Source organism: Burkholderia sp. EMB26, from assembly GCF_024730645.1.
Lineage (GTDB): Bacteria > Pseudomonadota > Gammaproteobacteria > Burkholderiales > Burkholderiaceae > Burkholderia > Burkholderia cenocepacia.
Window position 1 is genome coordinate 133,197 of record NZ_CP078072.1, and the last position, 23,918, is coordinate 157,114.

Genomic DNA, 23,918 nt, shown 5'->3' on the forward strand with positions numbered 1-23,918 from the left:
CATCCGTCATTCCAGGAGCATTCGATGCGAACCTCACAGCAGTCCTATATCGACGGCCAGTGGCGCGATCCGGCCGAGGCGCGATCGATCGACGTGATCGATCCGGCCACCGCGCGGCCGTATGCACGGCTCGCGATCGGCGACGCGGCCGAGGTCGACCGTGCGGTCGGCGCGGCGAAGCACGCGTTCGACACGTATTCGCGCTGGTCGGTGGACGAGCGCGTCGCGTTGCTGAAGCGCGTCCTCGAGATCTACCAGCGCCGCTACGAAGAAGTCGCGCAGACGATCAGCCAGGAGATGGGCGCGCCGATCGCGTTCGCGCGGGCGATGCAGGCGGCGGTCGGCACCGCGCATCTCGAACAGACGATCCGCGCGCTGCAGTCGTTCCGCTTCAGCACGCAGACCGGCTCGCTGCTGGTGTCGCACGAGCCGATCGGCGTGTGCGCGCTGATCACGCCGTGGAACTGGCCGATCAACCAGATCGTGTGCAAGGTCGCGCCGGCGCTCGCGGCCGGCTGCACGATGGTGCTCAAGCCGAGCGAGATCGCGCCGTTCAGCGCGATCCTGTTTGCGGAGATCCTGCACGAAGCCGGTGTGCCGGCCGGCGTGTTCAACCTCGTGCACGGCTACGGACAGGAAGTGGGCGACGCGCTGTCGCGGCATCCGGACGTCGACATGGTGTCGTTCACGGGCTCGACGCGCGCGGGCGTCGAGGTCGCGAAGGCGGCGGCCGATACCGTGAAGCGCGTGCACCAGGAGCTCGGCAGCAAGAGCCCGAACCTGATCCTGCCCGATGCCGACATCGAGGATGCCGTCACGCGCGGCGCGCGCAGCTGCTTCAGCAACAGCGGCCAGTCGTGCAACGCGCCGACGCGCATGCTGGTGCACGTCGATCATCTGGCGCGGGCCGAGCAGGCGGCGCGCCGGGAAGCGGAACGCACCGTCGTCGGCGATCCGCGTTCGACGGAAACCGGCATCGGGCCGGTGGTCAGCCGCACGCAGTTCGAGCGCATCCAGCACTTCATCCGGCTCGGGATCGAAGAGGGCGCGACGCTCGTCGCGGGCGGCCCCGGCCGGCCGGAGGGGCTCGCGGACGGGTTCTACGTGCGGCCGACGGTGTTTTCGAACGTCACGCCGGGCATGACGATCGCCACGGAGGAAATCTTCGGACCGGTGCTGTCGATCATGACCTACCGGACCGAGGACGAGGCCGTCGCGCTCGCGAACGATTCGGTCTACGGGCTCGCGGCATACGTGCAGTCGAAGGATCTCGAGCGCGCGCGCCGGATCGCCGCGCGGTTGCGCGTCGGCAACGTCCACATCAACTACCCGGCATGGAACCCGGCCGCGCCGTTCGGCGGCTACAAGCGCTCGGGGAACGGGCGCGAGTACGCGGAGTTCGGCCTCGTCGAGTATCTGGAAACGAAGGGCACGACCGGGTACACGGAAGGCGACGCGCGATGATGGCCTGAGCGCGCGGAGGAAGTCCGCGGGGCCGCCGCGCAGCGGCCGGCCCCGACGCCACGCCGCCGGTGCCGCCGCTCAGCGCTCTTCCGCGTCCGCCTCGGCCGCATCGGGTCCCGCAACCGGCGCGGCGGCGGCCCGCCGGCGAATCTCGGAATCGAGGATCAACCGCCCGCGCAGCTTCCCTTTCATCCGCTTCACATGCTTGGGCGCCTCGGTCATGTGCTCGACCATCAGCGCCCGGACGCGCTCGGCGTCGCGCTCGCGCGCGGCCTGCAGGATCGCCTTGTGAATCGACACGTTCGCTTCGCCGAAGCGCTTGTGCTCGACGAGCGGCGTATCGTTCCGGAACTCGATCAACTGCCGGATCATCTCGTTGATCAGTTCGCAACTGAAGCGCAGGAACGGATTCGGATTCGCGGCCGCGAGGATATCGTGGAACGTCGTGTCCTCCTGCCGCTGACGCAGCATGTGGCCGCGATCGTGCACGCCCGACGCGCCGTCGCAGCACGCGATGTTCGCTTCCAGCGCCGCGAAGTCGCGCTCCGTCAGGTGCGGCACGGCGCCGGCGGCCAGCTCGGGTTCGAGCAGCTTGCGCACCGTATAGATGTCGTCGATCGTCACGTCCTTGAAGAACAGGTAGTTCTGCAACAACTGAAGCGTGCGGTCGAGCGGCACCTCGACGACCATCCCGCCGCCCGACGGCCCCGTGGTGACCTTGATGAGCCCCTGCACCTCGAGCGACTTCAGCGCTTCCCGGATCGTGCTCTTGCTCACCGCATAGAGCTGCTGCAGCTCGGCTTCGCGCGGCAGGCGGTCGCCCGGCTTCAGGTCCTTCTCGGTGATCAGCCGCTTGATCTCCTCGGCGACGAGGTCGGCCCGCTTCGGCTGCTTGATTTCGACCGCGAGGCCCGCCCTGGCTCGGTCCATGACCATCTTCACGACTCCTTTGTCTGACCGCGCGCCGCGTCATCGTCGACGATCGGTCCCGGCGCGGGTACGGAATTTTGCCTGATTGACACCAATTTTGATCAACTCTAGCATCAGGTTCATTCTATTTATCATGATAAATAGAATGAACCGGCGGCGCGCATCCAGGAGTGGCGTGGGCACGGTTTGGCAGTCGGTCGTATCGCGTGTGTCCCCCATCATGAGGAGCGTCAACTTGAATCGCCGAGAACTGTTGAAACTGGCCGCGCTGTCGGCCGTGCCGGGCGCGCTCGGCAGCATGTCGTCCCGTGTCGCGTTCGCGCAGGGCTCGCCCATCCAGCTCGCCTGCCCGGTGCCGATGTCCGGCCCGTTCGCCGCCAACGGCAAGTACGCCGATCTCGGCATGCAACTGGTCGTCAAGCAATACGGCAAGGTGCTCGGCGCGCCGCTCGCCTATACGGCGCTCGATACCGAGGGCAAGCCCGCGACCGCCGTGCGGCGCGTGCAGGAGATCGCGCAGCAGAAGGGCGTGCGATTCTTCGCGGGCGGCATCCTGTCGTCCGAATCGCTGGCGATGGGCAAGGAAGTCCAGAAGGCGGGCGGCGTGTTCATCACGACGGCCGGCGCGGACGAGATCACCGGCAAGGATTGCAACGCGGCGACCTTCCGCTGGTCGGTGCCGACCTTCGGCGCGATCGAGCAGACGGTGCGCCCGTTGATCCAGATGCTGCCGAAGGCGAAGCGCTGGTACACGATCACGCCGCAATACGTGTTCGGCGACGGGCTGCTGTCGGCCGCGAAGGCGATCTTCAAGGAAAAGGGCATCGAGCACGTCGGCAACAGCTACCACTCGCTCGCCGAGAAGGAGTTCAGCGGCTACCTGACGAACGCGGCCGCCGCGCAGCCCGACGTGCTGCTGATCCTGAACTTCGGCTCGCAATCGTCGGACACGCTGCGCCAGGCCGTCAGCTTCGGGATGAAGCGCAACTGCACGATCCTGCTCGCGTGGGCGTCGGGCCTCGAACAGTTCGAGGCGCTCGGGCCGGACATCTGCGACGGCGTGTATTTCGGCGCGCAGTACTGGCACGGCATCGATTCGCCGCTGAACCGCGATCTGGTGAAGCGCGCGAACGCCGCGTTCAAGGCGAACCCGAACTACAGCCTCGCGGGTTCGTACATCTGCTCGAAGATCCTGATCGACGCGATGGTGAAGGCCGGCAGCGCCGATCCGAAGAGGGTCGTCGCCGCGATGGAAGGGATGAAGTACGACGGCCTCACGGGGCCGGAGGAAATCCGCAAGGGCGACCACCAGGTGCTGAAGAACTACTACCTGCTGAAAGGCAAGCCGAAGGCCCGGATGAAGAACGCGGACGACTATGCGGACATCGTCAGCTCGGGCCAGTCGTTCCTGCCGCTCGACAAGACGGGCTGCAAGCTCGCTTGACGCCGTGCATGCGTTCGCGGCGCATCGCGCGCCGCGGGCGTCCGTTACCTTCCTTTCCGACACGGAAGCCATGAACGTCTATCTGCTGCAGATCGTCAACGGCATCGGCGTGGGCATGCTGTATTTCCTGCTCGCCGTCGGCCTGTCGATCGTGTTCGGCCTGCTGCGCTTCGTGAATTTCGCTCACGGCGCGTTCTACCTGCTCGGGGCGTATCTCTGCTACCAGGCGCTGCAATGGTCGGCGAATTTCTGGGTCGCGCTCGCGATCGTGCCGCTCGTGGTCGGCGCGTTCGCGTGGGGCGTCGAAAAACTCGTGCTGCGCCACGTGTACGCGCAGCAGCACGAATTCCACATCCTCGCGACGGTGGGGCTCGCGCTCGTGCTGCAGGAGTGCGCGATCCTCGCGTGGGGGCCGCTCGGTGACAACGTGCCGCCGCCCGACGCACTGAACGGCGTCGTGATCTGGGGCGGCTTCGTCTATCCGAAGTACCGGCTGTTCGTGATCGGGTTCACGGCCGTGCTCGCCGCGCTGCTGTGGTGGGTGCTCGACGGCACGCGGCTCGGCAGTACGGTGCGCGCGGGCAGCGAGTCGACGGAGATGGTGTCGCTGCTCGGCATCAACGTGACGCGCGTGTTCAGCCTCGTGTTCGCGCTCGGCGCGGCGACGGCCGCGCTGGCCGGCGTGCTCGCCGCGCCGATCCGCGGCGTCGATCCGTTCATGGGGATCGAGGCGCTCGGCGTTGCATTCGTCGTGGTGGTCGTCGGCGGAATGGGGAATTTTCTCGGCGCGCTCGTCGGCGGGCTGCTGGTCGGCATCGTGCAGAGCCTGATGAGCACGCTGTGGCCGGAAGGCGCGCGGCTGATGATCTATGTCGCGATGGCGGCCGTGCTGCTGCTGCGTCCGAACGGTTTGCTGGGGAGGGCCGCATGATCGAATCGTCGAAACCGCTGCCGCCGGGCGCGGCGGCGTCGCAACGCCCGCGGCCGTGGCGCGGAGCGCTGCAGCGGCCGGAAGGCTGGCTCGCGGTGGTGGCCGCGTGCGTGTTGCCGCTCGTGTTGAGTTCGGGCTCGCTCGCGACCGAAGTGCTGGTGTTCGCGCTCGCCGCGCTCGGCTGCAACCTGCTGCTCGGCTACACGGGGCTGCTTTCGTTCGGGCAGGGCATCTTCTTCGGGCTCGGCAGTTACACGGCGGGGCTGGTGCTGACGCGCGGCGTCGCGTCCGTGACGGCCGCGCTGGTCGCGGCCGCGGTGCTCGGCGCGATCGCGGCCGCACTCGTCGGCTGGTTCTCGATCCGGCAGCGCGGTACGTACTTCGTGATGCTGACGCTCGCGTTCGGGCAACTGTTCTACTTCCTCGCGTATACGACGCCGGATGTGACGGGCGGCGACAACGGGTTGCTCGACATCCCGCGTCCGGCGCTGTCCGCGTTCGGCCATCCGCTCGTGTCGCTCGATTCACCGTGGCGCTACTACGGCTTCGTCGCGGTGCTGTTCGTCGCGGTGTTCTGGCTGCTGCTGCGCGTGTCGCGCTCGGTATTCGGCCGGACGCTGCTCGCGATTCGCGACAACGAGGCGCGCGCGGCGGCGGCCGGCTACGACGTGAAGCGCTTCAAGCTCGCGGCGTTCGTGATCTCGGGCGCGGTCACGGGCCTCGCGGGCGCGCTGCACGCGCTGATGACGGGCATCGCGCCGCTGTCGAACATCGACTATCACACGAGCGAGATGATCCTCGTGATGACGGTGATCGGCGGCACGGGCAACCTGTTCGCGTCGGTGCTCGGCGCGGCGTTCTACGTGCTGTTCGCGGACTGGCTGTCGACGCTGTGGCCGCGCTGGCTGCTGCTGCTCGGCCTCGTGCTGATCGCGGTCAGCCTGTTCATGCAGCGCGGGTTGTGGGGGCTGGGCGAACGCGTCGTGGCGTCGCTGCGGCGTGGCGATCGCACGGCGGTCACGGTCAAGGAGCGGCAATGAGCGAAGCGATTCTCGAAGCGCGCGGCATCGTCAAGCGCTACGGCAAGTTCACCGCGCTGGGCGGCGTCGATCTGCGCATCATGCCGCGCACCGTGCATTCGGTGATCGGCCCGAACGGCGCGGGCAAGACGACGCTGTTCCATACGCTGACCGGCACGCTGCCGATCACGTCGGGCTCGATCCTGTTCGACGGGCACGACGTGTCGCACGAACCCGATCACAAGCGCGTGCGGCGCGGCATCGCCCGCTCGTTCCAGGTGACGAGCCTGTTTCCGAACCTGAGCGTGCGCGAAAACCTGCGCGTCGCCGCGCAGGGCGTCGAATCGCGGCGGGCGCTCAATCCGTGGACGCCGCCGCGCGGGGCGCTCGCGCACGACGGCATCATCGACGACGTACTCGAGCGGCTCGGCCTGCAGCGCTTCGCCGACACGGCGTCCGGCGTGCTGTCGCATGGGCAGCAGCGCCGGCTCGAGGTCGGCATGGCGCTGGCGGCGCGGCCGCGCGCGATCTTTCTCGACGAGCCGACGTCGGGCATGGGCATCGACGATCTCGACGACATGAAGGCGCTGATCCGCGGCCTGCGCGACGACTACACGGTCGTGCTGATCGAACACAACATGGGCATCGTGATGGACATCTCGGACACGATCACGGTGATGCAGCAGGGACGCGTGCTGGTCGAAGGCCGACCCGATGCGATTCGCGGCGACGCGCGCGTGCGCAGTGCGTATCTCGGCAACATGATCACCGGAGGCCGCGCATGATGCTCGACGTGAAGGAGGTGCACGCGTGCTACGGCAAGAGCCACGTGCTGCAGGGCATTTCGCTGAACGTGAACGAAGGCGAGACGGTGACGCTGCTCGGCCGCAACGGCGCGGGCAAGTCGACGACGCTCAAGACGATCGCCGGCGTCGTCGCGCCGACCGGCGGCACGGTGACGTTCGCGGGCCGGCCGGTGTCCGGGCAGCCGGCGCACCGGATCGCCGCGCGCGGCCTGTGCTTCGTGCCCGAGCATCGCGGGATTTTCCGGCTGCTGTCGGTCGAGGAAAACCTGCGGCTCGGCGCGCGTCGCGATTCGCCGTGGCAGCTCGACGACATCTACCGGATCTTTCCGCGGCTGAAGGAGCGTCGCCGCAACGGCGGCGCGCAGTTGTCCGGCGGCGAGCAGCAGATGCTCGCGATCGGCCGCGCGCTGATGAATCATCCGCGGCTGCTGATGCTCGACGAACCGGTCGAGGGGCTTGCGCCGGTGATCGTCGAGGAGATCGTCGCGCAGTTGAAGCAGATCAAGGCGGCCGGTGTCGCGATCCTGCTCGTCGAACAGAACCTCGAAGTGTGCACGCAGCTCGCGGATCGCCACTTCGTGATCGAACAGGGCGTGATCGTCTACGAAGGCAGCAACGCGGCGTTCGCGGCCGACCATGACGTGAAGGACCGCTACCTGGGCGTCGGTGTCGCATGAGCGCCGGGCCCTTTCAATGCGAGGAATGGCAACGATGCAAGTACAGGATGTGACTCCGGGCGTCGCGGCGTCCGGCTTGCGCGTCGATGGCGCGCGGCTGTGGGACAGCCTGATGCGGCTCGCGCGGATCGGCGCGACCGACAAGGGCGGCGTGTGCCGCCTCGCGCTCACGGACCTCGATCGCCAGGCGCGCGACCTGTTCGTCGCGTGGGCGAAGGACATCGGTTGCACGGTGCGCGTCGATGCGATCGGCAATATCTTCGCGCGGCGCGCGGGCGAGCGGGACGACCTGCCGCCCGTGGCGACGGGCAGCCATATCGACACGCAGCCGACCGGCGGCAAGTTCGACGGCAACTACGGCGTGCTGGCCGGCCTCGAGGTGCTGCGTACGCTCGACGCCGCCGGGGTGCGCACGCGCGCGCCGCTCGAGGTGGCCGTCTGGACCAACGAAGAAGGGTCGCGCTTCGTCCCGGTGATGATGGGCTCCGGCGTATTCGCGGGCGCGTTCACGCTCGACCATGCGCTCGCGCAATGCGATCGCGACGGCGTGTCGGTGCGCGATGCGCTGGCCGCGATCGGGTACGCGGGCAGTGCGGACGACGAGCGCGGCGCGCATCCCGTCGGCGCGTATTTCGAAGCGCATATCGAGCAGGGGCCGGTGCTGGAGGCGCACGACACGACGATCGGCGTGGTCGAGGGCGCGCTCGGACAACGCTGGTACGACGTGACCGTGCACGGGATGGAGGCGCATGCCGGCCCCACGCCGATGGAACTGCGCCGCGATGCGCTGCTGGTCGCGGCCGATCTCGTGCGCGCGGTGAACGGCATCGCGCGCGCGCATCCGCCGCACGGACGCGGCACGGTCGGCTGGGTCGACGTGCACCCGAATTCGCGCAACGTGATTCCCGGCCGCGTGACGCTGACCGTCGACCTGCGCGCGGCCGACGACGCGACGCTGACGGCGATGGACGCGCAACTGCGCGCGGCATGCGCCGACCTGGGCGCGGCGGCCGGGATGCGGATCGACATCGAGCCGGTCGTGTATTTTCCGCCGCAGCCGTTCGATCCGGCGCTGGTCGAGCAGGTCCGCGCCGGCGCGCGCGCGCTCGGGCTGTCCTCGATGAACGTGATCAGCGGCGCGGGCCACGATGCGGTGTATCTCGCGCGCGTGGCGCCGACCGCGATGATCTTCGTGCCGTGCAAGGACGGGATCAGCCACAACGAGATCGAGGACGCCGATCCGGCACATCTGGAAGCCGGCTGCAACGTGCTGCTGCATGCGATGCTCGGCGCGGCCGGGATTGCGGAGGGCCGTGCACGATGAAGATCCTGATCGCCCGGATGAACCACGAGACCAATACGTTCTCGCCGGTGCCGACGCCGCTCGCCGCGTTCGGCCGTAACGGCCCCGACTGGGGCGACGATGCGTATCGCGCGAATCGCGGGATGCGCACCGCGATGGCCGCGTTCATCGACGCGGCCGAGCGCGAAGGCGCCGATATCGTGACGCCGGTGTCGGCCGCCGCGAACCCGAGCGGGCCGGTCGCGGCCGACGCGTATGCGGCGATCTGCGATGCGATCGTCGCCGCCGCGCCGGGCTGCGACGCGGTGATGCTCGACCTGCACGGCGCGATGGTCGCCGAGCAGAGCGCGGACGGCGAGGGCGACCTGCTCGCGCGGGTGCGTGCGGCGCTGCCGGCTGCGCCGATCGCGGTCGCGCTCGACCTGCATGCGAACGTCACGCAGAAGATGATCGACAACGCGGACGTGATCGTCAGTTTCAAGACGTATCCGCACGTCGACATGTACGAGACCGGCGAGCATGCGGCGCGGCTGCTGCTGGACCGACTGCACGGCCGCGCGCGGCCCGTGCTCGCGTGGCGGCAGCCGCCGCTGATGACGTCGACGCTGCGCAGCGCGAGCGCCGAAGGCGCGATGCGGCGCGCGGTGGAAGCCGCATGCGCGGCCGAGGCGGACGGCATGCTCGCGGTCTCGGTGCTGCCCGGTTTCTCGCTCGCGGATATTCCCGCGCCGTGCATCAGCGTGGTCGTGGTAGCCGACGGCGACCGCGCCGCGGCCGACGCCGTCGCCGAACGCATCGCGCGGCAGATCTGGGATGCGCGCGACGAATTCGTCTATCGCAGCGCGCCGCTCACCGAATCGGTCGCGCAGGCCGCGGCGCTCGCCGACGGTGCGGACCGCCCGGTGCTGATGCTCGATCACGGCGACAACTGCATGTCGGGCGGCCCGTGCGACACGATGGACCTGCTCGAAGCCGCGCTCGCGCACGGGCTCGACGGGATCGTCAGCGGGCCGTTGTGCGACCCCGAAGCCGTCGCGGCGCTGATCGACGCGGGCGTCGGCGCTACCGTCACGGTGCCGGTCGGCAACCGTCTGCCGTCGCACGGCGGCGTGCGGCGCGAACCGTTCCGCGCGACGGGCATCGTGCGCGCGATCACCGACGGCGAGTACGTGATCACGGGGCCGACGTACACCGGGCAGCGTGCGTACATGGGCCGCGCGGCGGTGCTCGACATCGGCACGGCCACGCTCGTCGTCACCGAGCGCACGCAGGAGCCGTGGGATCTCGGCGTGTTCGAGAGCGTGGGTGTCGATCCGCGGCGCGCGCGCTTCCTGCTGCTGAAGTCGCGGATGTATTGCCGGCCGGTGTTCGTGCCGATTTCGTCCGCGCTGGTCGAATGCGACAGCCGCGGCGTGACGGGCTCGGACTTCGGGCTGTTTCGCTACGCGCGGCTCGCGCGGCCGGTGTATCCGCTCGACGACGTCGTCGAGTGGTCATCGGGGACGCGACGCACGGATTGACGGAACCGGACCGGGCGCGAGACGCCGGGTCGGCCCGCTTTCGGGCATCATCCGATAGCGCCGGCCGGTCGAGCAGCAGGGCCGGGCAATCCATTGCGTCCGCAACCGATCCGGAGAACCGACCGCCATGCATTCGAATCCTTTCCGCCTGCGCAGCGCGCGCCTGCTCGCCGCGCTGACCCTCGCCACGACGGCCGTTGCCGTGCACGCCGCCGACTGGATCGTGTCCGGCAACGACGGCAAGTACCAGCGCGTCGAGGGCCGCGACACCTATCTGCCTGCCCCGCCCGCCGACACGCTGACGCTGCTCGACGCCAGCACGTTCCCGCCGAAGGTCGCACTGCAGGTCGACGTCGAGAACGGTATCCAGGGGCCGCCGCAGGCCGTCGCGATCACGCCCGATGCGAAGCTCGCGCTCGTCGGTGCGCCGACGCGCTACGACACGGCCGCGAAGCAGCTCGTATTCGACACGTTTCTACAAGTCGTGAATCTCGACAGCGCGCCGCCGGCGATCACGCGCATCGAGCTCGGCACGCATCCGCAAGGGATCGCGATCGACCGCTCGGGCCGGCTCGCGCTCGTCGCCAACGTCGACGGCAGCGTGTCGATCGTGCGTATCGACGGCACCCACATGACGCTCGACGGCAACCTGAAAATCGGCAAGAAGCGGCTGGCCGGGATCAGCTTCACGCACGACGGCAAGCATGCGCTCGTGTCGCTGCGCGACGAGCAGGGCATCGCGGTACTGAACGTCGACGACGGCAAGGTGACCGACAGCGGCACGCGCCTGAGCACCGGCGTCGCGCCGTATACGATCGACGTGTCGAGCGACAACCGCTGGGCCGTCGTCAGCAACGTCGGGCTCGCGGGGCTGCCCGGTTACTCCGGCACGCTCGCGGGCGACGCCGATTCGGTCGCGCTGATCGACGTGTCGCGCGTGCCGTTCCGCACGGTCCAGTACCTGACGGTGCCGTCGCTGCCGGAAGGCGTCGCGATTTCGCCGAACGGCAAGTGGATCGCCGTGCAGGCGATGGACGGTTCGAACCTGACGGCCGACAACCCGGGCCGCCACAAACTCGGCAAGGTGCTGCTGTTCGAGATCCGCGACGGGCAGGCCGTGAAGGTGAGCGAGGCGCCCGGCGGCGAAGCCGCGCAGGGCATCGTGTTTACCGCCGACAGCCGGCACGTGATCGTGCAGTTCAACGTCGAACGGCAGCTTGCGCTGTATGCGGTCGACGGCGGCAAGCTGCGCGATACGGGCAAGCGGATCGCGCTGACCGGCGGCCCGTCTTCGCTGAGGACGTTGCCGCGCTGACGCGCCGCCGCGCGCTTCGTCAATTCTTTCGCATCCCTGAGTGAACGGGGCGCCCGGAGTCGCCGGGCGCCCGTCGCCGCACATCCCGCTCCGGCTGGTTGCAACGCAACAAACGCGGGAAATTTGTGCTCAAAGCCACTTAACTCACAATTGTTTAGTTAAACAAACTGAAAATTCGGGAAACTTCTTGTGGTGAATAAACAGTCGTTACGGCACTGTTAAGTCCCCGGGAAGGGAGCGCCGGATGCGGTGCCGATTCGGTGGGCAGCACGCCCGCGCCTGCCGCGATAGCGGCAGGCGCCGGAAATTCGCAAGCGGAAGTCTGCGCGGCGCCGATTGGGGGGCAGCCGGCGTCGCGCCGCGCAAGGTGGCAAGCCTGGCGGCGCATCGGAACATCGTCGACGCCGGATGATTCGTTTAATTAATGGTACTAAACGAAAATGAAAAATCCACGACTCTTGATCGTCGCTGCACTGACGTGTGCGGCGCTCGCCGCGTGTGGCGGCGATGACGTGAACGGTACGTCGACCGCCGGCAACGGCGGCACGGACGGGCCATCGACATCGGGGCCATCGCAACCGGGACAACCGGGGCAGCCAGCGCAACCGGGCCAGCCGTCCACGCCGACGCCCACGCGCACCAACATGCAATTGACGCAGTTCGTCAATCCGCTGATCGGCACGCAGGTCAATGGCGACTCCGGCTACGCGGGCAACGTGAACCCGGGCGCCACGGTGCCGTTCGGGATGGTCGATTTCGGGCCGAACACGCCGCGCTACAACTTCAACGGGTCGGGCGGCTACCTGTCGTCGGGCGGATCGACCGGTACGATCGATTTCTTCAGCGTCACGCACCTGAGCGGCGTCGGCTGCCCGGGGCAGGGCGCAGTCGCGATGCTGCCCACCGACGGGGCGAACGCCATCGCGCCGGGCGGCAGACCGGCCGGCATCGGATACAGCTATGCGGATGAAGTGGCTCAACCGGGCTACTACAAGGTGCGCCTCGCGAACGGCATCACGACGGAACTGAGCGCGACCGCGCGTTCCGGCCTCGCGCGCTTCACGTATACGGACAAGAACAAGGGCTTTTTCTCGATCGATGCGAAGCTGAACGGCAACAGCGATTCGGGCAGCACGAGCATCACCGCGAACAACGTGGCGCTCGCGCTCGCCAGCGACGGCCGGTCGATGAGCGGGCAGGCGGTCGCGCCGGCGTTCTGCACGCCGTACGGCACGATCTGGAATGCTCCCGTGTATTTCTATGCGACCTTCGACAAGCCGCTGCGCAAGCAAACGGGTACGTCGTCGGTGAATACCGCGAGCAACGGTGCAGCGACACTGCAGTTCGACCTGACCGATGCGGACAAGACCGTGACCGTGAAGGTCGGCATCTCGTCCGTCAGCGTGTCGAACGCGCAGGCCAACCTCGCGGCCGAGGGCGAAAAACTGGCGTTCGACGATGCGCGGACGAAGGCCTCCGCGGCGTGGAACGACCGGCTCAACACGATCCAGATCGATCAGGCGAAGGACCCGGCTGCGCTGAACGCCACGCAGAAGGCGAATCTCACGAAGTTCTACACGGCGCTGTATCACGTGTTCAGCGCGCCGACGCTCTACAGCGACACGAATGGCGAGTTCCGCAGCATGCGTCAGCCGAAGAACGCGAACGGCAGCTATCCGACCTCGGTGGACCGGACCGGCACCGTCCCGCAGCGTGCCACCGCGAACGTCAAGGACTATGCGTACAAACGTCCGGACGGCTCGCAAGGCGGCGGCGCCAATCACTACACGGGTTTCTCGCTGTGGGATACGTATCGTTCCCAGGCGCAGCTGCTTGCGATGCTCGCGCCGCAGGAAGCGAGCGACATGATGCAGTCGCTCGTCGTCGACGGGCTGCAGTGCGGCGCGTTTCCGCACTGGGTCGACGGCAGTGACGATTCGACGCCGATGGCGGGCGACAACGCGCTGAACGTGATTGCCGGTTCCTACAAATTCGGCGCGACCGATTTCGATCTGGTGTCGGCCGCGCGCCTGACGAAGCAGTCGGTGTTCGATCCGTCGAGCGCGTGCAACGACCGCGCGAGCGCGCCGGGGCTCGCCAATTTCCTGACGGCCCATTATCTGTCGCAGAGCGACGACGGCCACTCGTCGTCGGCGACCATCGAGCGCGTGCTGAGCGACCGCTCGGCGGCCGCGTTCCTGCAGGCGCTGCCTGCCAGCGTGCTGAACGCGCCGTCGGTCGGCGTGACGGCGGACAACATCGGCACGCTGTACACGCGCGCATCGTGGTGGCGCAACATCTTCGACTACCCGAACAAGGTGATCGCCGCGCGTAACGCGCCGCCGGCCGGTGCGGCGCCCGGCACGCTGGGCGCGCTCGTGCCGGGTTCGTTCCACGAATCGACGGAGCCGAACTACTTCTGGTCCTTCGCGCAGGACTGGTCCGCGCTGATCGATGCGATCGGTGGCAAGCAGGCGGCCGTCGCGCGGCTGAACAAGCTGTTCGCGATCACGACGCCGTATTCGACGGTGCCGACTTCCGGCAGCCTGAACGGCGGCGAATCGTCGAACGGCCTCTATATCGGCAACGAACCGTCGTTCCAGTCGCCATGGGGCTACAACTGGGCCGGGCAACCGAGCGGGGCGCAGTACATCCTGCCGATCATCATGGCGCAGACGTTCGGCACCGGCCGCGACGGCCTGCCGGGCAACGACGACATGGGCGCGACGTCGAGCTGGTACGTGTGGGCGACGCTCGGCATGTTCCCGGTCATTCCGTCGGAAGCGGGTCTTGCGTTGTCCACGCCGCAATTCAGCGGCATCACGGTCTGGCTCGGCAACGGCAAGACGCTGCGGCTCGAAAGCGATCAGCAGGTCGCGGCGGACGATACCGGCCGTGCCGCGTTCCCGTACATCCAGTCGCTGAAGCTCAACGGCGGGGACTATGCGGGCTCGTGGCTGCCGCTCGGCAAGATCGCCAACGGCGGGACGATGCGCTATGCGCTGTCCGCGACGCCGACGCAATGGGCGGCCGCCGATAACCTGACGCCGCCGTCCGGGCCGAACGCGGACTATACGCAGATGACCGCCGGCGGCGCGTCGACTGCGATGCGCACGCAGCGCCAGGTCGGCGCGCGATAAAGGCAGGGATGCGCGCAGGGCAGCTGCGCTGCGCGCATCCGCGGAGACGATGCCATCATGGAGGACAACTACAATCCTGCCGGCGTTCTGCAGCGACAACTATCTGAACCTGATGCCGGGCGCGAAGCGGCAGATCACGATCGACCTGCCGCATGCGAACGCGCCCCGATATCGCGCGTCGCGTTGCGGATCGACGGGTGGCGACTCGATCGGCCGAACTGCAGGCTCGGGCTCGGCGGTGTGCCGGTCGGGTTCAACGAGCGCGCGCTGACGGTCGATCAGGCGGTGGCGACGTTCGCGAGTGCCCGCGTCGCGACGTGCGTCAGGGACGCAGCAGATCGAACCCGCCGAAGACCACGACACCGCTGAGCACGATCATCGCGACGGAGTGCTGGCCGAAGTAGAGAATCGCGGCGGCAAGCCACGTCGTGATGCAGAAGGCGCCGATGCGGGCCATCGTGTGTTCCTCGAATGCGTGATGAAGCGAATGCATGCCGCACGGCGTTCGCCGCTCGCGTGGACAAGCGGGGTACGCAGGGCAGACGAACGAAAAAGGCGACCCGGAAAGCCGCGATGGCGGCGTCGGCACAGGTTGCATGCCGCGTGCAACGAGGCGGAGAGTCGAAGCCGGCGGCCGTGGCGCGTTCGGGCCCGACGGAGGCGGTCGACGTGCGTATCCTGCCGGCGAAGCAGCGATTCTACCAGCGCCGCCCGCCTGCCAATCTGGCCCTTTCGCGGTCGATTGAAGTGCGCGCGGGGCAATCCACCCGGCCCCGATATTCAAGTTTCGTGTGACGAATGCCGTAAACGAACTGGAAGGCGATTTTCGCCCTTGTCACTTCGTTTACCGACACACGGACCGACACGATGCAGATCGATTTCTCCACGACCGCGCGATCCCCGCTCGCGGACAGCGGCGTGACCGCGAACGCACCCGCTGCGACGTCGTCCAGCGGCGGCACGGCGGATGCAGCGAGCACGACGGGCACGACGGGCACGACCGGCGCCACGGGCGCGACCGACACGACCCGTACCACCGGCACGAAGGATTCGACCGGCGCCACCGGCGAAACGCTCGGCGCGGCGGGCGCATCGTCGGAAGACCCGGCGGTCGCGCAGTTGAAGGCGCTGATCGAGCGGCTGCAGAAGCAGCTCGCGACGCTGGAGCGGCAGATGGCCACCGCGGCGCAGCGCGCGAAGGACGACCCGGCCGCGGCCGTCGAACAGCAGTCGCTGAGCGCGGAAGCCAGCGCGATTTCGGCTGCGCTCGCGACGGCCATCTCGCAACTCGCGGCGGCGCTCGAAAAATCCGGCGGCTCGCCGTCGGGCGGGCTGGTGTCGACGCAGGCCTGAGCGCCCGCGGCGGCACGTCGGCCGCCCGCATTACAATCGCAAGCTCGTCTCCCTCTCGAGGACGGCTGAACGATGCATGCGGAACCCGACGACGAACTCGTTCGCTTCGACGCGCACGGCGGCACGCCGCTGCCGGCGGCCGACGCGGAAGGATGGCTCGACCACGACGGCGCGCGCATGTGGCACGCGTCGTTCGGCCAGGGGCCGGCGGTCGTGCTGCTGCACGGCGGCCTTGGCCACGGCGGCAACTGGGGCAACCAGGTGCCGGCGCTGCTCGCGGCCGGCTACCACGCGATCGTGATCGACAGCCGTGGGCACGGTCGCAGCACGCGCGACGACCGACCCTATTCGTACGAACGCATGGCATCGGACGTGCTGGCCGTGCTCGACGCGCTGCACGTCGACCGTGCACGCTTCGTCGGCTGGAGCGACGGCGCGTGCATCGCGCTCGTGCTGGCCGCCCGCGCACCGGAACGCGCGGCCGGCGTGTTCTTCTTCGCGTGCAACATGGATCCGGGCGGCACGAAGGAGATGGTGCCGAGCCCGCTGATCGACCGCTGTTTCGCGCGGCATCGCAAGGACTATGCGCGACTGTCCGCGACACCGGACCAGTTCGATGCGTTCGTCGCGGCCGTCAGCGAAATGATGCGCACGCAACCCGATTACACCGCGCAGGACCTCGCGGCGATCGCCGTGCCGGTGGCGATCGTGCAGGGCGAGCACGACGAATTCATCCGGCCCGAGCATGCGGCGTACTTGGCACGCACGATCCCCGGCGCGACGCTGACGATCCTGCCCGGCGTGAGCCATTTCGCGCCGCTGCAGCGGCCCGAACGGTTCAACGCGGCGATGCTGGCGTTTCTCGAGCGGCTGCCGGGATGATGCGCGCACGGCCCGCCGGCGAGCGGGCGCGTGCGTCGGCCCGGGTTCAGACCATCGCGTTGTCGGCGCCCGGAATTTCGTGCGCCTTGATCTGCTTGCGCTGCAGCTTGTAGCGCAGCTTCCCGAGCATGCCGTCCTCGTGGCTGACGCGCGTGATGTTCTGCACGTATTCGTCGTCCGGTGCGATGGCCTGCGCGCCCATGATCCATCGCACGCTTTCGCGATAGTCGTACAGCGACTTGTCGTTGATGTCCGCAAGGAAGAACGACAGCGCGGCCATCGCGGCAGGGTGACCGCCTTCGGCATGTCGGCGCAGTTCGTCGACGTAGCGATGGCGCGACGGATAATCCTCGATGTCGCCGATGAACATCAGCATGCACTCGAGGCCGTCCGTATGCCCCATCTCGTGCGCCTTGCGCGCGGCCTCGACGGCCTCGGCCTGCATGCGCACGCGTTCGGCACGGTCCGTGCTGGTCTGCCCGATGTGATGGTACGTGTAGCCGAGCCGGTACGCAGCCATGTTGCCGCCGGCCTCCATCGATTCGCGGAAGTAGTGGGCGGCGCGGTACGGGTCGGGCTCGACATGCGTGCCGTCCTTGTAGAAGCAGCCGAGCAGGTAGCCGCACGAATCGCCGCCCGCCTCGTAGCCGAGCTTGCAGATGGCGAGGGCATCGGCGGGGCGCCGGTTCTCATACTCGAACGCGGTGGCGATCTGGTTCCATGCGAGCGAGCCGGGCTCGTTCTCGCGCGCGGCTTCGAGCCAGGCGTCGCCGCGCGCGTCGTCCCGCGCGAAGCCGAACGTGCCGGTGCGATGCGCATAGCCGCGCAGGATCATCGCCGACGTGCAGGCGCGCGCGTCCGATGCACGTTCGATCGCGCGGGGCAGCCAGTCGCCCTGTGGATCGAGGCCGAGCGCCAGCCGCAAGCCCATCGCCATCGCGCGGTTGTCGTCGATCGGCTCGTTGCGTTCGGCTTCCTGCAGCCGCGCGTAGGCTTGTTCGTACTCGCTGCGCTTGAAGTGGCTGTACGCGAGCCAGTGCAGCGTTTCCCAGCGGTGATACGGATGCAGCGCGGCCTGCGCACGCGCGAGCGTCGCGGTCATCGCGTGGCGTGCGTCGTCTTCGTCGTCGTTCGCATCGAGCGTGTTGCCGGCGTAGTCGTCGCGCCAGATCTCGTGCAGCAGCCGGTCCTTTTCGACCGCATCGAGGTGCGCGCACGCGTCGGACGCGACGAACGCGCGGATGTGATCGTGCGAGCCGCCCCAGCGCGGCTGCATGTACCAGATGAACGTGCGCATCGGGAAGAACAGCTTCGGGTGGACGTGCAGCGTCGCCTCCATCCAGTACCACTTCTCCTTACGCAGCTTCTTGCCCTGGACCGGGCCCGGCAACGCGTCCGGAAATGCCGGCGGGCAGGCGACCGGCACGTCGGGATTCAGCCCCGAACGCGCGAACATCTGCTGCAGTTCGGCGTGCGTGGCTTCGTCGTCGGCGCCGGCGTTCAGCTGCAGTTCGGTGACGGGCCAGCGGCGCTCGCGCACGAGCTGCGCCAGCCACTCGGGTTCGCCGAACGACGACACGCTCGTGAAGATCACCATTGGCGCGCTCCACATCGTCGGCGCGAGCGCCAGCGCGCGCAGCGCGGCGACGAGCGTCAACGTCGCGCACGCATGCGCGCCGATCCAGCCGGCTTCGGTCACCGTTTCGGCCCAGCCGCCGCCGCGGTATTCGTAGGCCCAGTGGTGCCAGTAATGCGCTTCGCACAGCCACGCGTGCGCGGAGCGCGGGTTCGCGGCCTGCCACGCGCGCAGGCGCGCGAGGCCCTCGGCGCCGGCGTCGAGGCACGACTGCACGTCGGCCGGCAGCGCGTCGACGTACCGCCCTTCGGCGATGCGATCGTCGACGCTCGCGGCGAGCGCGGCATCGAGTTGCGCGTCGAGCGCGGCGAACTCGCCCGCGCGCAGCAGCGCGTCGACGTCGCAAATGAACCAGCGGGATGTCGCGGGCGGAATCAGGTCGGCGGAGGCGGAGGACATGTCGGTATCGGCGGTCATGACGAAACGGGTTGAGGATCGAAGATGCGGTAGCGCTTCCACGGCAGCGAAAGCCAGTTTCCGGACGGATTGCGCAGGTACTCGCGCACTTCCTGCGTGGCGCGCGACGACGCGGGGCCGTCCTGGCCGCTGCCGCGCAGCCACTGCTGGCGCGCCCGCGCATACGCGAGTCCGAAGTCTTCCCAGCTGTCGAAGCTGTCCTGCGCGCGCTGGGCGTTGAGCAGCAGCACGACCCACGCGTGCTGTTCGGACGTCCAGCCGAGCAGCGCGATGCAGCGCACGAGAAATGCGGTGCGCGCGCAGTCGAACGCGAGTGCGTCGCGCACGCGCCCGACGGCGGCGAGTTGTTCGTAGAAGCCGTCGTGCGAGCGGCCGACGCCGCGGATCCAGCCCGCAAGGATCGACGGCACGCGCTGCACGATCTGCCACTCGGGCAGGTCGGCCGGCAGGTCGAGTTCGCGCCTGACCTGGCGTGCGAGCCGTTCGCGCTGCGAATCGGGCAGCGCATGGACGAGATCGTCGCAATCGCAGCGCAGCCCGTTGCGGATCAACAGGATGTCGGCCAGCGCGAGCGCCCAGCGACGGCGGTTCGGCGGCGCCTGCTCGGCCTGCGCATGCGCGAGACGAACGGCCGTGGTTTGCCGTACCGGCACCGCGCTGTCGGCGCCCGCGGCCTGGTCGGCGTCGACTTCGCGCACCATCCGCGCGGCGACCCGGAACGAGCGACACACGTACCACACGAGCCACAGCGCGACCGCGCCGAGCAGCAGTTTCAGCATGACGGGCTCCCGTCCGCCGGCACGGGCAACGCGAACGCCGCGCACAGCGCGGGATCGATCGCGATGCCTTCGATCTCGAATGCGGTCGTGGCCGGTGGTGCATTCGGTGCGCGCGCGGCCGGCAGCGCATCGGCCGGCAATGCGTGGCGCGCGGCCGCCGCGACGGCCGGATCGATCTGCCGCAGCTGGCCGAGCGCATAGGGCGCGTTGCGCAGCAGCAGCCATTGCAGCACGGCCGGCGGCTGCTCGAAATGCTCGATCAGGTGGAAGTTGTCGCTCATCACGCTCAGCAGATGGTCGGGCGAGCGCACGTCGGTGACGAAGGTCCAGGCGCCGGTGGCCGCGCCCGGCGCGTCCGGCTCGAACACGAGGCCCATGCCCTCGCAATCCGGATGGCGCTCGCCGCGCGGCGCGAGCGCGCGCAGGAACTGGCGGACGTCGTCGGCATAGCGGCGCACCGGATGACGATTCTGCTTGCCCTTGATCTGGTCGATGCGCAGGCCGTCGCCGCTGACCTGCAGGCTGATCGTCACGTGCGGCTGGTTGCCCGCGCCGCGCAGCGTGAACAGGCGCAGCCGGCCGTCCTGCGCGGCTTGCGCGTACTGCTCGCCGTAGCCGCCGCGCAACCGGCGGCGATCCGCGAACTGGCCGAGGCAGTGCTGCATGTAGTACGACTCGTACGCGAGCTCCTCGCGCAGCGCCGCATGGCTGCCGACGAATTCGAACACGATTCCGTTCGGCGTGCGCAGCACCTCGCGCAGCGCGAGGCCGCTGCTCGGCACCCAGCCCTTGTCGCGGCGCGCCTGCATCCGCTGGTGCTCGCGTTCCCACATGTCGAGCGCCATCGCGCAGGTAATGCGCTGCAGTTTCTGCGCGAGCCGCGTGCCGGCGCGCGAGCGCAGGAATTCGACCAGCACGCGTTCGCGGTCGATCAGCAGCATGTGCTCGGGATCGATGAAGTAGAGCGGCGCGGGCTCGGCGGCGGGTAGCGGCACAGCGTTGGCCGCCGGGCCGGGAGCGGCAGACGCCGCGGACGCCGGTTGCGCGCGAAACCGGCGCACGAGCCATTCGGGCGCCGGCCGGTCGGCGCCGGCGAGTGCGCGGTAATCGGCGAGCGAATCGAGCGGCTGCGCCTGCTCGAACGCACCGACGACCCAGCGGAAGAAATGGTTGCCGAGCCACGCACGGATCTCGGCGGGATCGTCGCGCTCGGTGCTGCGGCGGGCGATCGCCGCCTTGATGTCGGGTGCATTGACGACGTCGCGCGGCCGATAGGCCGACGCGGCCACGGTTTCGGTCACGGGCTCACTCTCCGGTCGGGCAGGGCGTGCGCGGGCGGTGCGCGCAGGACCCTGGCGGTTGTTTTGGCTCAACGGCGAAACGGCGAACGTGCGCGCGCAAGAACGCGCTGGCGTCGCGTATTCCGGTTCAGGTCGATCGGTGCGTGAACGTCACGCGAGCGCGCGGGAGCCGATGACACGGGAGCGGGCGAGCGGGATAGGGCGATTCATGGATTCTCTCAGGTCGGATTTTATTTTTGGCTTTCGCGAGTCTACTTCGATCCGTGCGGATGAATCAATCACGCGGCTGGCCGGCGCCGCTGGATCTGACAAGACTTATCTCTTTTTCATCGATTTTCGACGCGGCGCCACCCGGCCGCCGGATTCGATGTTGTTAAAACCGGCAGGTTTTCCCGGAAAACGGGTGAGTAGCCCGGCCATGACGGCGGCCTCGTTCCCGCCTTCCACTTATCTCATAAGTTTTTCTTTCGGCTCGCGCAACATATCGTCGATTGTTGGCGGCCGGGCGGTAGCGGATAGTCCTGCTTCGACAGGCCGGTCGCCACCTTTTTCGCGCGGCGCGGCCGGATCTGTTGTCCATGCAACCATCGGAAAGAGAAGGAACCGCCCCCATGCGATTCAATGCGACACGCTTCGCCGCGACCCTGTTGGTCGCCGCATGCGCGACCGCCACGGCCGGTCGCGCGGCCGCCGTCACGCAGGACGACCTCCGCGACACCGTCACGCGCCAGATCGCGCCGCTGATGAAGCAGTACGCGATTCCCGGCATGGCGATCGGCATCGTCGCCGACGGCAAGCCGTACGTGTTCGACTACGGTGTGATGTCCAAGCAAACCGGCAAGCCGGTGACCGGCGACACGCTGTTCGAGATCGGCTCGGTCAGCAAGACGCTGACCGCGACATTGGCGTCGGACGCGCAGGAGGGCGGCGAACTGTCGCTCGCGGACCCTGCAGGCAAATATCTGCCCGAGCTGCAGGGCAAGCCGTTCGGCGTCGTGACGCTGCTCCAGCTCGGCACGCACACGCCCGGCGGAACGCCCCTGCAGGTGCCGGACAGCATCCGCGACGACGCGGGCCTGATCCGCTATCTCGACGCGTGGCGGCCCGCGTATGCGCCGGGCACGCACCGCAAGTATTCGAACGTCGCGATCGGCATGCTCGGCTGGCTCACCGCGAAGGCGATGCACCAGGATTTCGCGACGCTGATGGAGCAGCGGCTCTTTCCCGCGATCGGGATGACGCATACGTACATCAACGTGCCCGCCGCGCGCATGGCCGACTATGCGCAGGGCTACACGAAGGACGGCAAGCCGGTGCGGATGACGGAAGGCATGCTGTGGCAACCGGCTTACGGCGTGCGGACCACGGCGGCCGACCTGCTGCGCTTCGTGCAGGCGAGCATGGGGATGATCCACACCGCGCCGCGCTTGCAGCGCGCGATCGAACGCACGCACACCGGCTACTTCCGCGCGGGGCCGCTGACGCAGGACCTGATCTGGGAACAGTACCCGTACCCGGTCGCGCTGCCGACGCTGCTGGCGGGCAACGCGCCGAAGATGCTGTTCGATGCGGTGCCGGCCAGCGCGATCCAGCCGCCGCTCGCGCCGAACCCGGCGACCTGGATCAACAAGACGGGCTCGACCGGCGGTTTCAGCACGTACGTCGCGTTCGTTCCCGCGAAGCGGATCGGGATCGTGATGCTCGCGAACGGCAACGTGCCGATCGAGGAGCGCGTGAAGGCCGCCTACCGGATTCTCGGGTCGCTCGGCGACGCGCGGTAACGTTGTCGCGCCCGCCCGTCGGGAAGCGTTCATGACGGGCGGGCGAGCCCGTGGTCGGCGGCTCGGGCCGGCGGCACGAGATCGCGGCCGACGGCTGCACGCCGGTCGAAGCGGGCTTCGCCTGACGCGGCCCATCATCCCGCCGCGCGCAAAACTGTTTTAGCGATTCACGCCTTCCGCCGTCGGCACCGGCCGTCGATACTGCGACGCACGACATTTCGCGGGACGGGTGCCGCATGGCCCGTTTCGCCTCCGGAGCAGCGGATGAAAGGCATCAGGATATTCGTGACGGGCGCGACCGGCTACATCGGCGGCTCGGTGGCCGCGCGGCTCGTCGCGGCAGGGCACGTCGTCACCGGGCTCACGCGCGATGGCAGCCACGCCGCGAAGCTCGCGGCGGCCGGCATCATGCCGGTCGTCGGCACGCTCGACGACACGGCGCTGCTGTACGCGTTCGCGCGCGACGCGGACTGCGTCGTCAACGCGGCGAGCAGCGATCACCGCGAGGCCGTCGAAACGATCATCGCGGCGCTGAGCGGCTCGGGCAAGACGTTCCTGCACACGAGCGGCACGAGCGTGATCGCGGACGATGCGCAAGGCGCACACGGCGACGCGATCGTGTTCGACGAAACGACGCCGATCGTCGAGCCTGCGAAGGCCGAGCGCCGCGCGATCGACCGGCTCGTGATGTCGGCCGCGTCCCTCGGCATCCGCTCGGCCGTGATCTGCAACAGCATGATCTACGGCGACGGCCTCGGCCTGCGTCGCGACAGCGCGCAACTGCCGCTGCTCGCGGCCATCGCGCGCGATGCCGGCGCGGTGCGCGTGATCGGCAAGGGGCTGAACCGCTGGTCGAACGTGCACGTCGCCGACGTCGCCGATCTGTATCTGCGTGCGGTCCATGCGGCGCCACCGGGTGGGTTCTACTACGCGGAAAACGGCGAAGCGTCGTTCGCGCAGATCGGCCGTGCGCTCGCCGCGCGGCTCGGGTTGCGCTCGGTCGTCGAATGGGACGTCGCCGATGCCGCGCAGGCGCTCGGTCACTCGCGTGCGCATTTCTCGCTCGCGTCGAACAGCCGCGTGAAGGCGCTGCGTGCGCGGCGGGAACTCGGATGGGCGCCGAAGCACGGCGCGATGCTGGACTGGATTCGCGACGAGATGCCCGTCGCGGCCTGACGCGGCCGCTTCGCGTCGTCTGACGAAAAGCTGCGCGTGTTGGC

General features: G+C 68.6%; 20 protein-coding genes. 15 read left to right on the plus strand and 5 right to left on the minus strand.

Features of this window, described 5'->3' with window-relative positions; translation table 11 throughout:
- Positions 1–24: 24 nt before the first annotated feature.
- Positions 25–1,464, plus strand: a complete 1,440-nt coding sequence (locus tag KU887_RS30975) for an aldehyde dehydrogenase family protein (RefSeq protein ID WP_034203917.1) — start codon at positions 25–27, stop codon at positions 1,462–1,464.
- A 78-nt stretch (positions 1,465–1,542) separates the two neighbouring features.
- Here KU887_RS30975 and KU887_RS30980 read toward each other — a convergent pair whose 3' ends face one another.
- On the minus strand, positions 1,543–2,400 hold the full coding sequence (locus KU887_RS30980) for a FadR/GntR family transcriptional regulator (RefSeq protein ID WP_006497935.1): 858 nt from the start codon (positions 2,398–2,400) through the stop codon (positions 1,543–1,545).
- A 229-nt stretch (positions 2,401–2,629) separates the two neighbouring features.
- Between KU887_RS30980 and KU887_RS30985 the strand changes: the two genes are divergently transcribed.
- The 10 genes from KU887_RS30985 to KU887_RS31030 all read left to right on the plus strand — a co-directional run bounded on the left by KU887_RS30985 (position 2,630) and on the right by KU887_RS31030 (position 14,820).
- Complete coding sequence (locus KU887_RS30985; RefSeq protein ID WP_258258700.1) at positions 2,630–3,838, plus strand: ABC transporter substrate-binding protein; 1,209 nt, start codon at positions 2,630–2,632, stop codon at positions 3,836–3,838.
- Between the two features lie 70 nt (positions 3,839–3,908).
- A complete protein-coding gene (locus tag KU887_RS30990; RefSeq protein WP_006497936.1) occupies positions 3,909–4,769 on the plus strand; it encodes a branched-chain amino acid ABC transporter permease in 861 nt (286 codons plus the stop codon).
- Complete coding sequence (locus KU887_RS30995; protein WP_058903831.1) at positions 4,766–5,809, plus strand: branched-chain amino acid ABC transporter permease; 1,044 nt, start codon at positions 4,766–4,768, stop codon at positions 5,807–5,809. The genes KU887_RS30990 and KU887_RS30995 overlap by 4 nt, the downstream gene beginning before the upstream one ends.
- Complete coding sequence (locus KU887_RS31000; RefSeq protein WP_006485184.1) at positions 5,806–6,573, plus strand: ABC transporter ATP-binding protein; 768 nt, start codon at positions 5,806–5,808, stop codon at positions 6,571–6,573. The genes KU887_RS30995 and KU887_RS31000 overlap by 4 nt, the downstream gene beginning before the upstream one ends.
- Positions 6,570–7,271 carry an ABC transporter ATP-binding protein gene (locus KU887_RS31005; RefSeq protein ID WP_006485194.1) on the plus strand — a complete coding sequence of 234 codons (702 nt, stop codon included), beginning with the start codon at positions 6,570–6,572 and terminating at the stop codon, positions 7,269–7,271. The genes KU887_RS31000 and KU887_RS31005 overlap by 4 nt, the downstream gene beginning before the upstream one ends.
- 34 nt (positions 7,272–7,305) lie before the next feature.
- Positions 7,306–8,595: a Zn-dependent hydrolase gene (locus KU887_RS31010; protein WP_034204094.1), complete on the plus strand. Its 1,290-nt coding sequence runs from the start codon at positions 7,306–7,308 to the stop codon at positions 8,593–8,595.
- Positions 8,592–10,094 carry a M81 family metallopeptidase gene (locus KU887_RS31015; RefSeq protein WP_080322379.1) on the plus strand — a complete coding sequence of 501 codons (1,503 nt, stop codon included), beginning with the start codon at positions 8,592–8,594 and terminating at the stop codon, positions 10,092–10,094. The genes KU887_RS31010 and KU887_RS31015 overlap by 4 nt, the downstream gene beginning before the upstream one ends.
- 127 nt (positions 10,095–10,221) lie before the next feature.
- Complete coding sequence (locus KU887_RS31020; RefSeq protein ID WP_258258701.1) at positions 10,222–11,409, plus strand: beta-propeller fold lactonase family protein; 1,188 nt, start codon at positions 10,222–10,224, stop codon at positions 11,407–11,409.
- 644 nt (positions 11,410–12,053) lie between these two features.
- Entirely contained in the window at positions 12,054–14,549 is a 2,496-nt protein-coding gene (locus KU887_RS31025; RefSeq protein ID WP_258258702.1) for a glycoside hydrolase domain-containing protein, read from the plus strand.
- 49 nt (positions 14,550–14,598) lie between these two features.
- Positions 14,599–14,820 carry a hypothetical protein gene (locus KU887_RS31030; RefSeq protein WP_241284919.1) on the plus strand — a complete coding sequence of 74 codons (222 nt, stop codon included), beginning with the start codon at positions 14,599–14,601 and terminating at the stop codon, positions 14,818–14,820.
- A gap of 51 nt (positions 14,821–14,871) precedes the next feature.
- Here KU887_RS31030 and KU887_RS31035 read toward each other — a convergent pair whose 3' ends face one another.
- On the minus strand, positions 14,872–15,006 hold the full coding sequence (locus tag KU887_RS31035; RefSeq protein ID WP_006767081.1) for a hypothetical protein: 135 nt from the start codon (positions 15,004–15,006) through the stop codon (positions 14,872–14,874).
- 410 nt (positions 15,007–15,416) lie between these two features.
- Between KU887_RS31035 and KU887_RS31040 the strand changes: the two genes are divergently transcribed.
- Complete coding sequence (locus KU887_RS31040; RefSeq protein ID WP_058903835.1) at positions 15,417–15,902, plus strand: hypothetical protein; 486 nt, start codon at positions 15,417–15,419, stop codon at positions 15,900–15,902.
- Positions 15,903–15,974: 72 nt separating this feature from the next.
- The gene (locus KU887_RS31045; RefSeq protein WP_258258703.1) at positions 15,975–16,784 is read left to right on the plus strand and encodes an alpha/beta fold hydrolase; all 810 of its coding nucleotides are present in this window, start codon (positions 15,975–15,977) and stop codon (positions 16,782–16,784) included.
- A gap of 46 nt (positions 16,785–16,830) precedes the next feature.
- Here KU887_RS31045 and KU887_RS31050 read toward each other — a convergent pair whose 3' ends face one another.
- The 3 genes from KU887_RS31050 to KU887_RS31060 are packed head-to-tail and all read right to left on the minus strand — an operon-like array spanning position 16,831 to position 20,917.
- Positions 16,831–18,819: a DUF4034 domain-containing protein gene (locus tag KU887_RS31050; RefSeq protein WP_258258704.1), complete on the minus strand. Its 1,989-nt coding sequence runs from the start codon at positions 18,817–18,819 to the stop codon at positions 16,831–16,833.
- Between the two features lie 14 nt (positions 18,820–18,833).
- Positions 18,834–19,616 (minus strand): DUF1266 domain-containing protein, encoded by a 783-nt coding sequence (locus KU887_RS31055; RefSeq protein ID WP_006497948.1) that lies wholly within the window; start codon positions 19,614–19,616, stop codon positions 18,834–18,836.
- Positions 19,610–20,917 carry a hypothetical protein gene (locus tag KU887_RS31060; RefSeq protein ID WP_163122446.1) on the minus strand — a complete coding sequence of 436 codons (1,308 nt, stop codon included), beginning with the start codon at positions 20,915–20,917 and terminating at the stop codon, positions 19,610–19,612. Before KU887_RS31060 ends, KU887_RS31055 begins: the two co-directional genes overlap by 7 nt.
- Before the next feature lie 611 nt (positions 20,918–21,528).
- On the opposite strand from KU887_RS31060, the gene ampC reads away from it, so the two are divergent.
- Positions 21,529–22,698, plus strand: coding sequence for a class C beta-lactamase (gene ampC / locus KU887_RS31065; protein ID WP_258258706.1), 1,170 nt, complete (start codon positions 21,529–21,531; stop codon positions 22,696–22,698).
- Positions 22,699–22,962: 264 nt separating this feature from the next.
- Positions 22,963–23,874, plus strand: coding sequence for an NAD-dependent epimerase/dehydratase family protein (locus KU887_RS31070; RefSeq protein ID WP_006497951.1), 912 nt, complete (start codon positions 22,963–22,965; stop codon positions 23,872–23,874).
- Positions 23,875–23,918 lie beyond the last annotated feature (44 nt).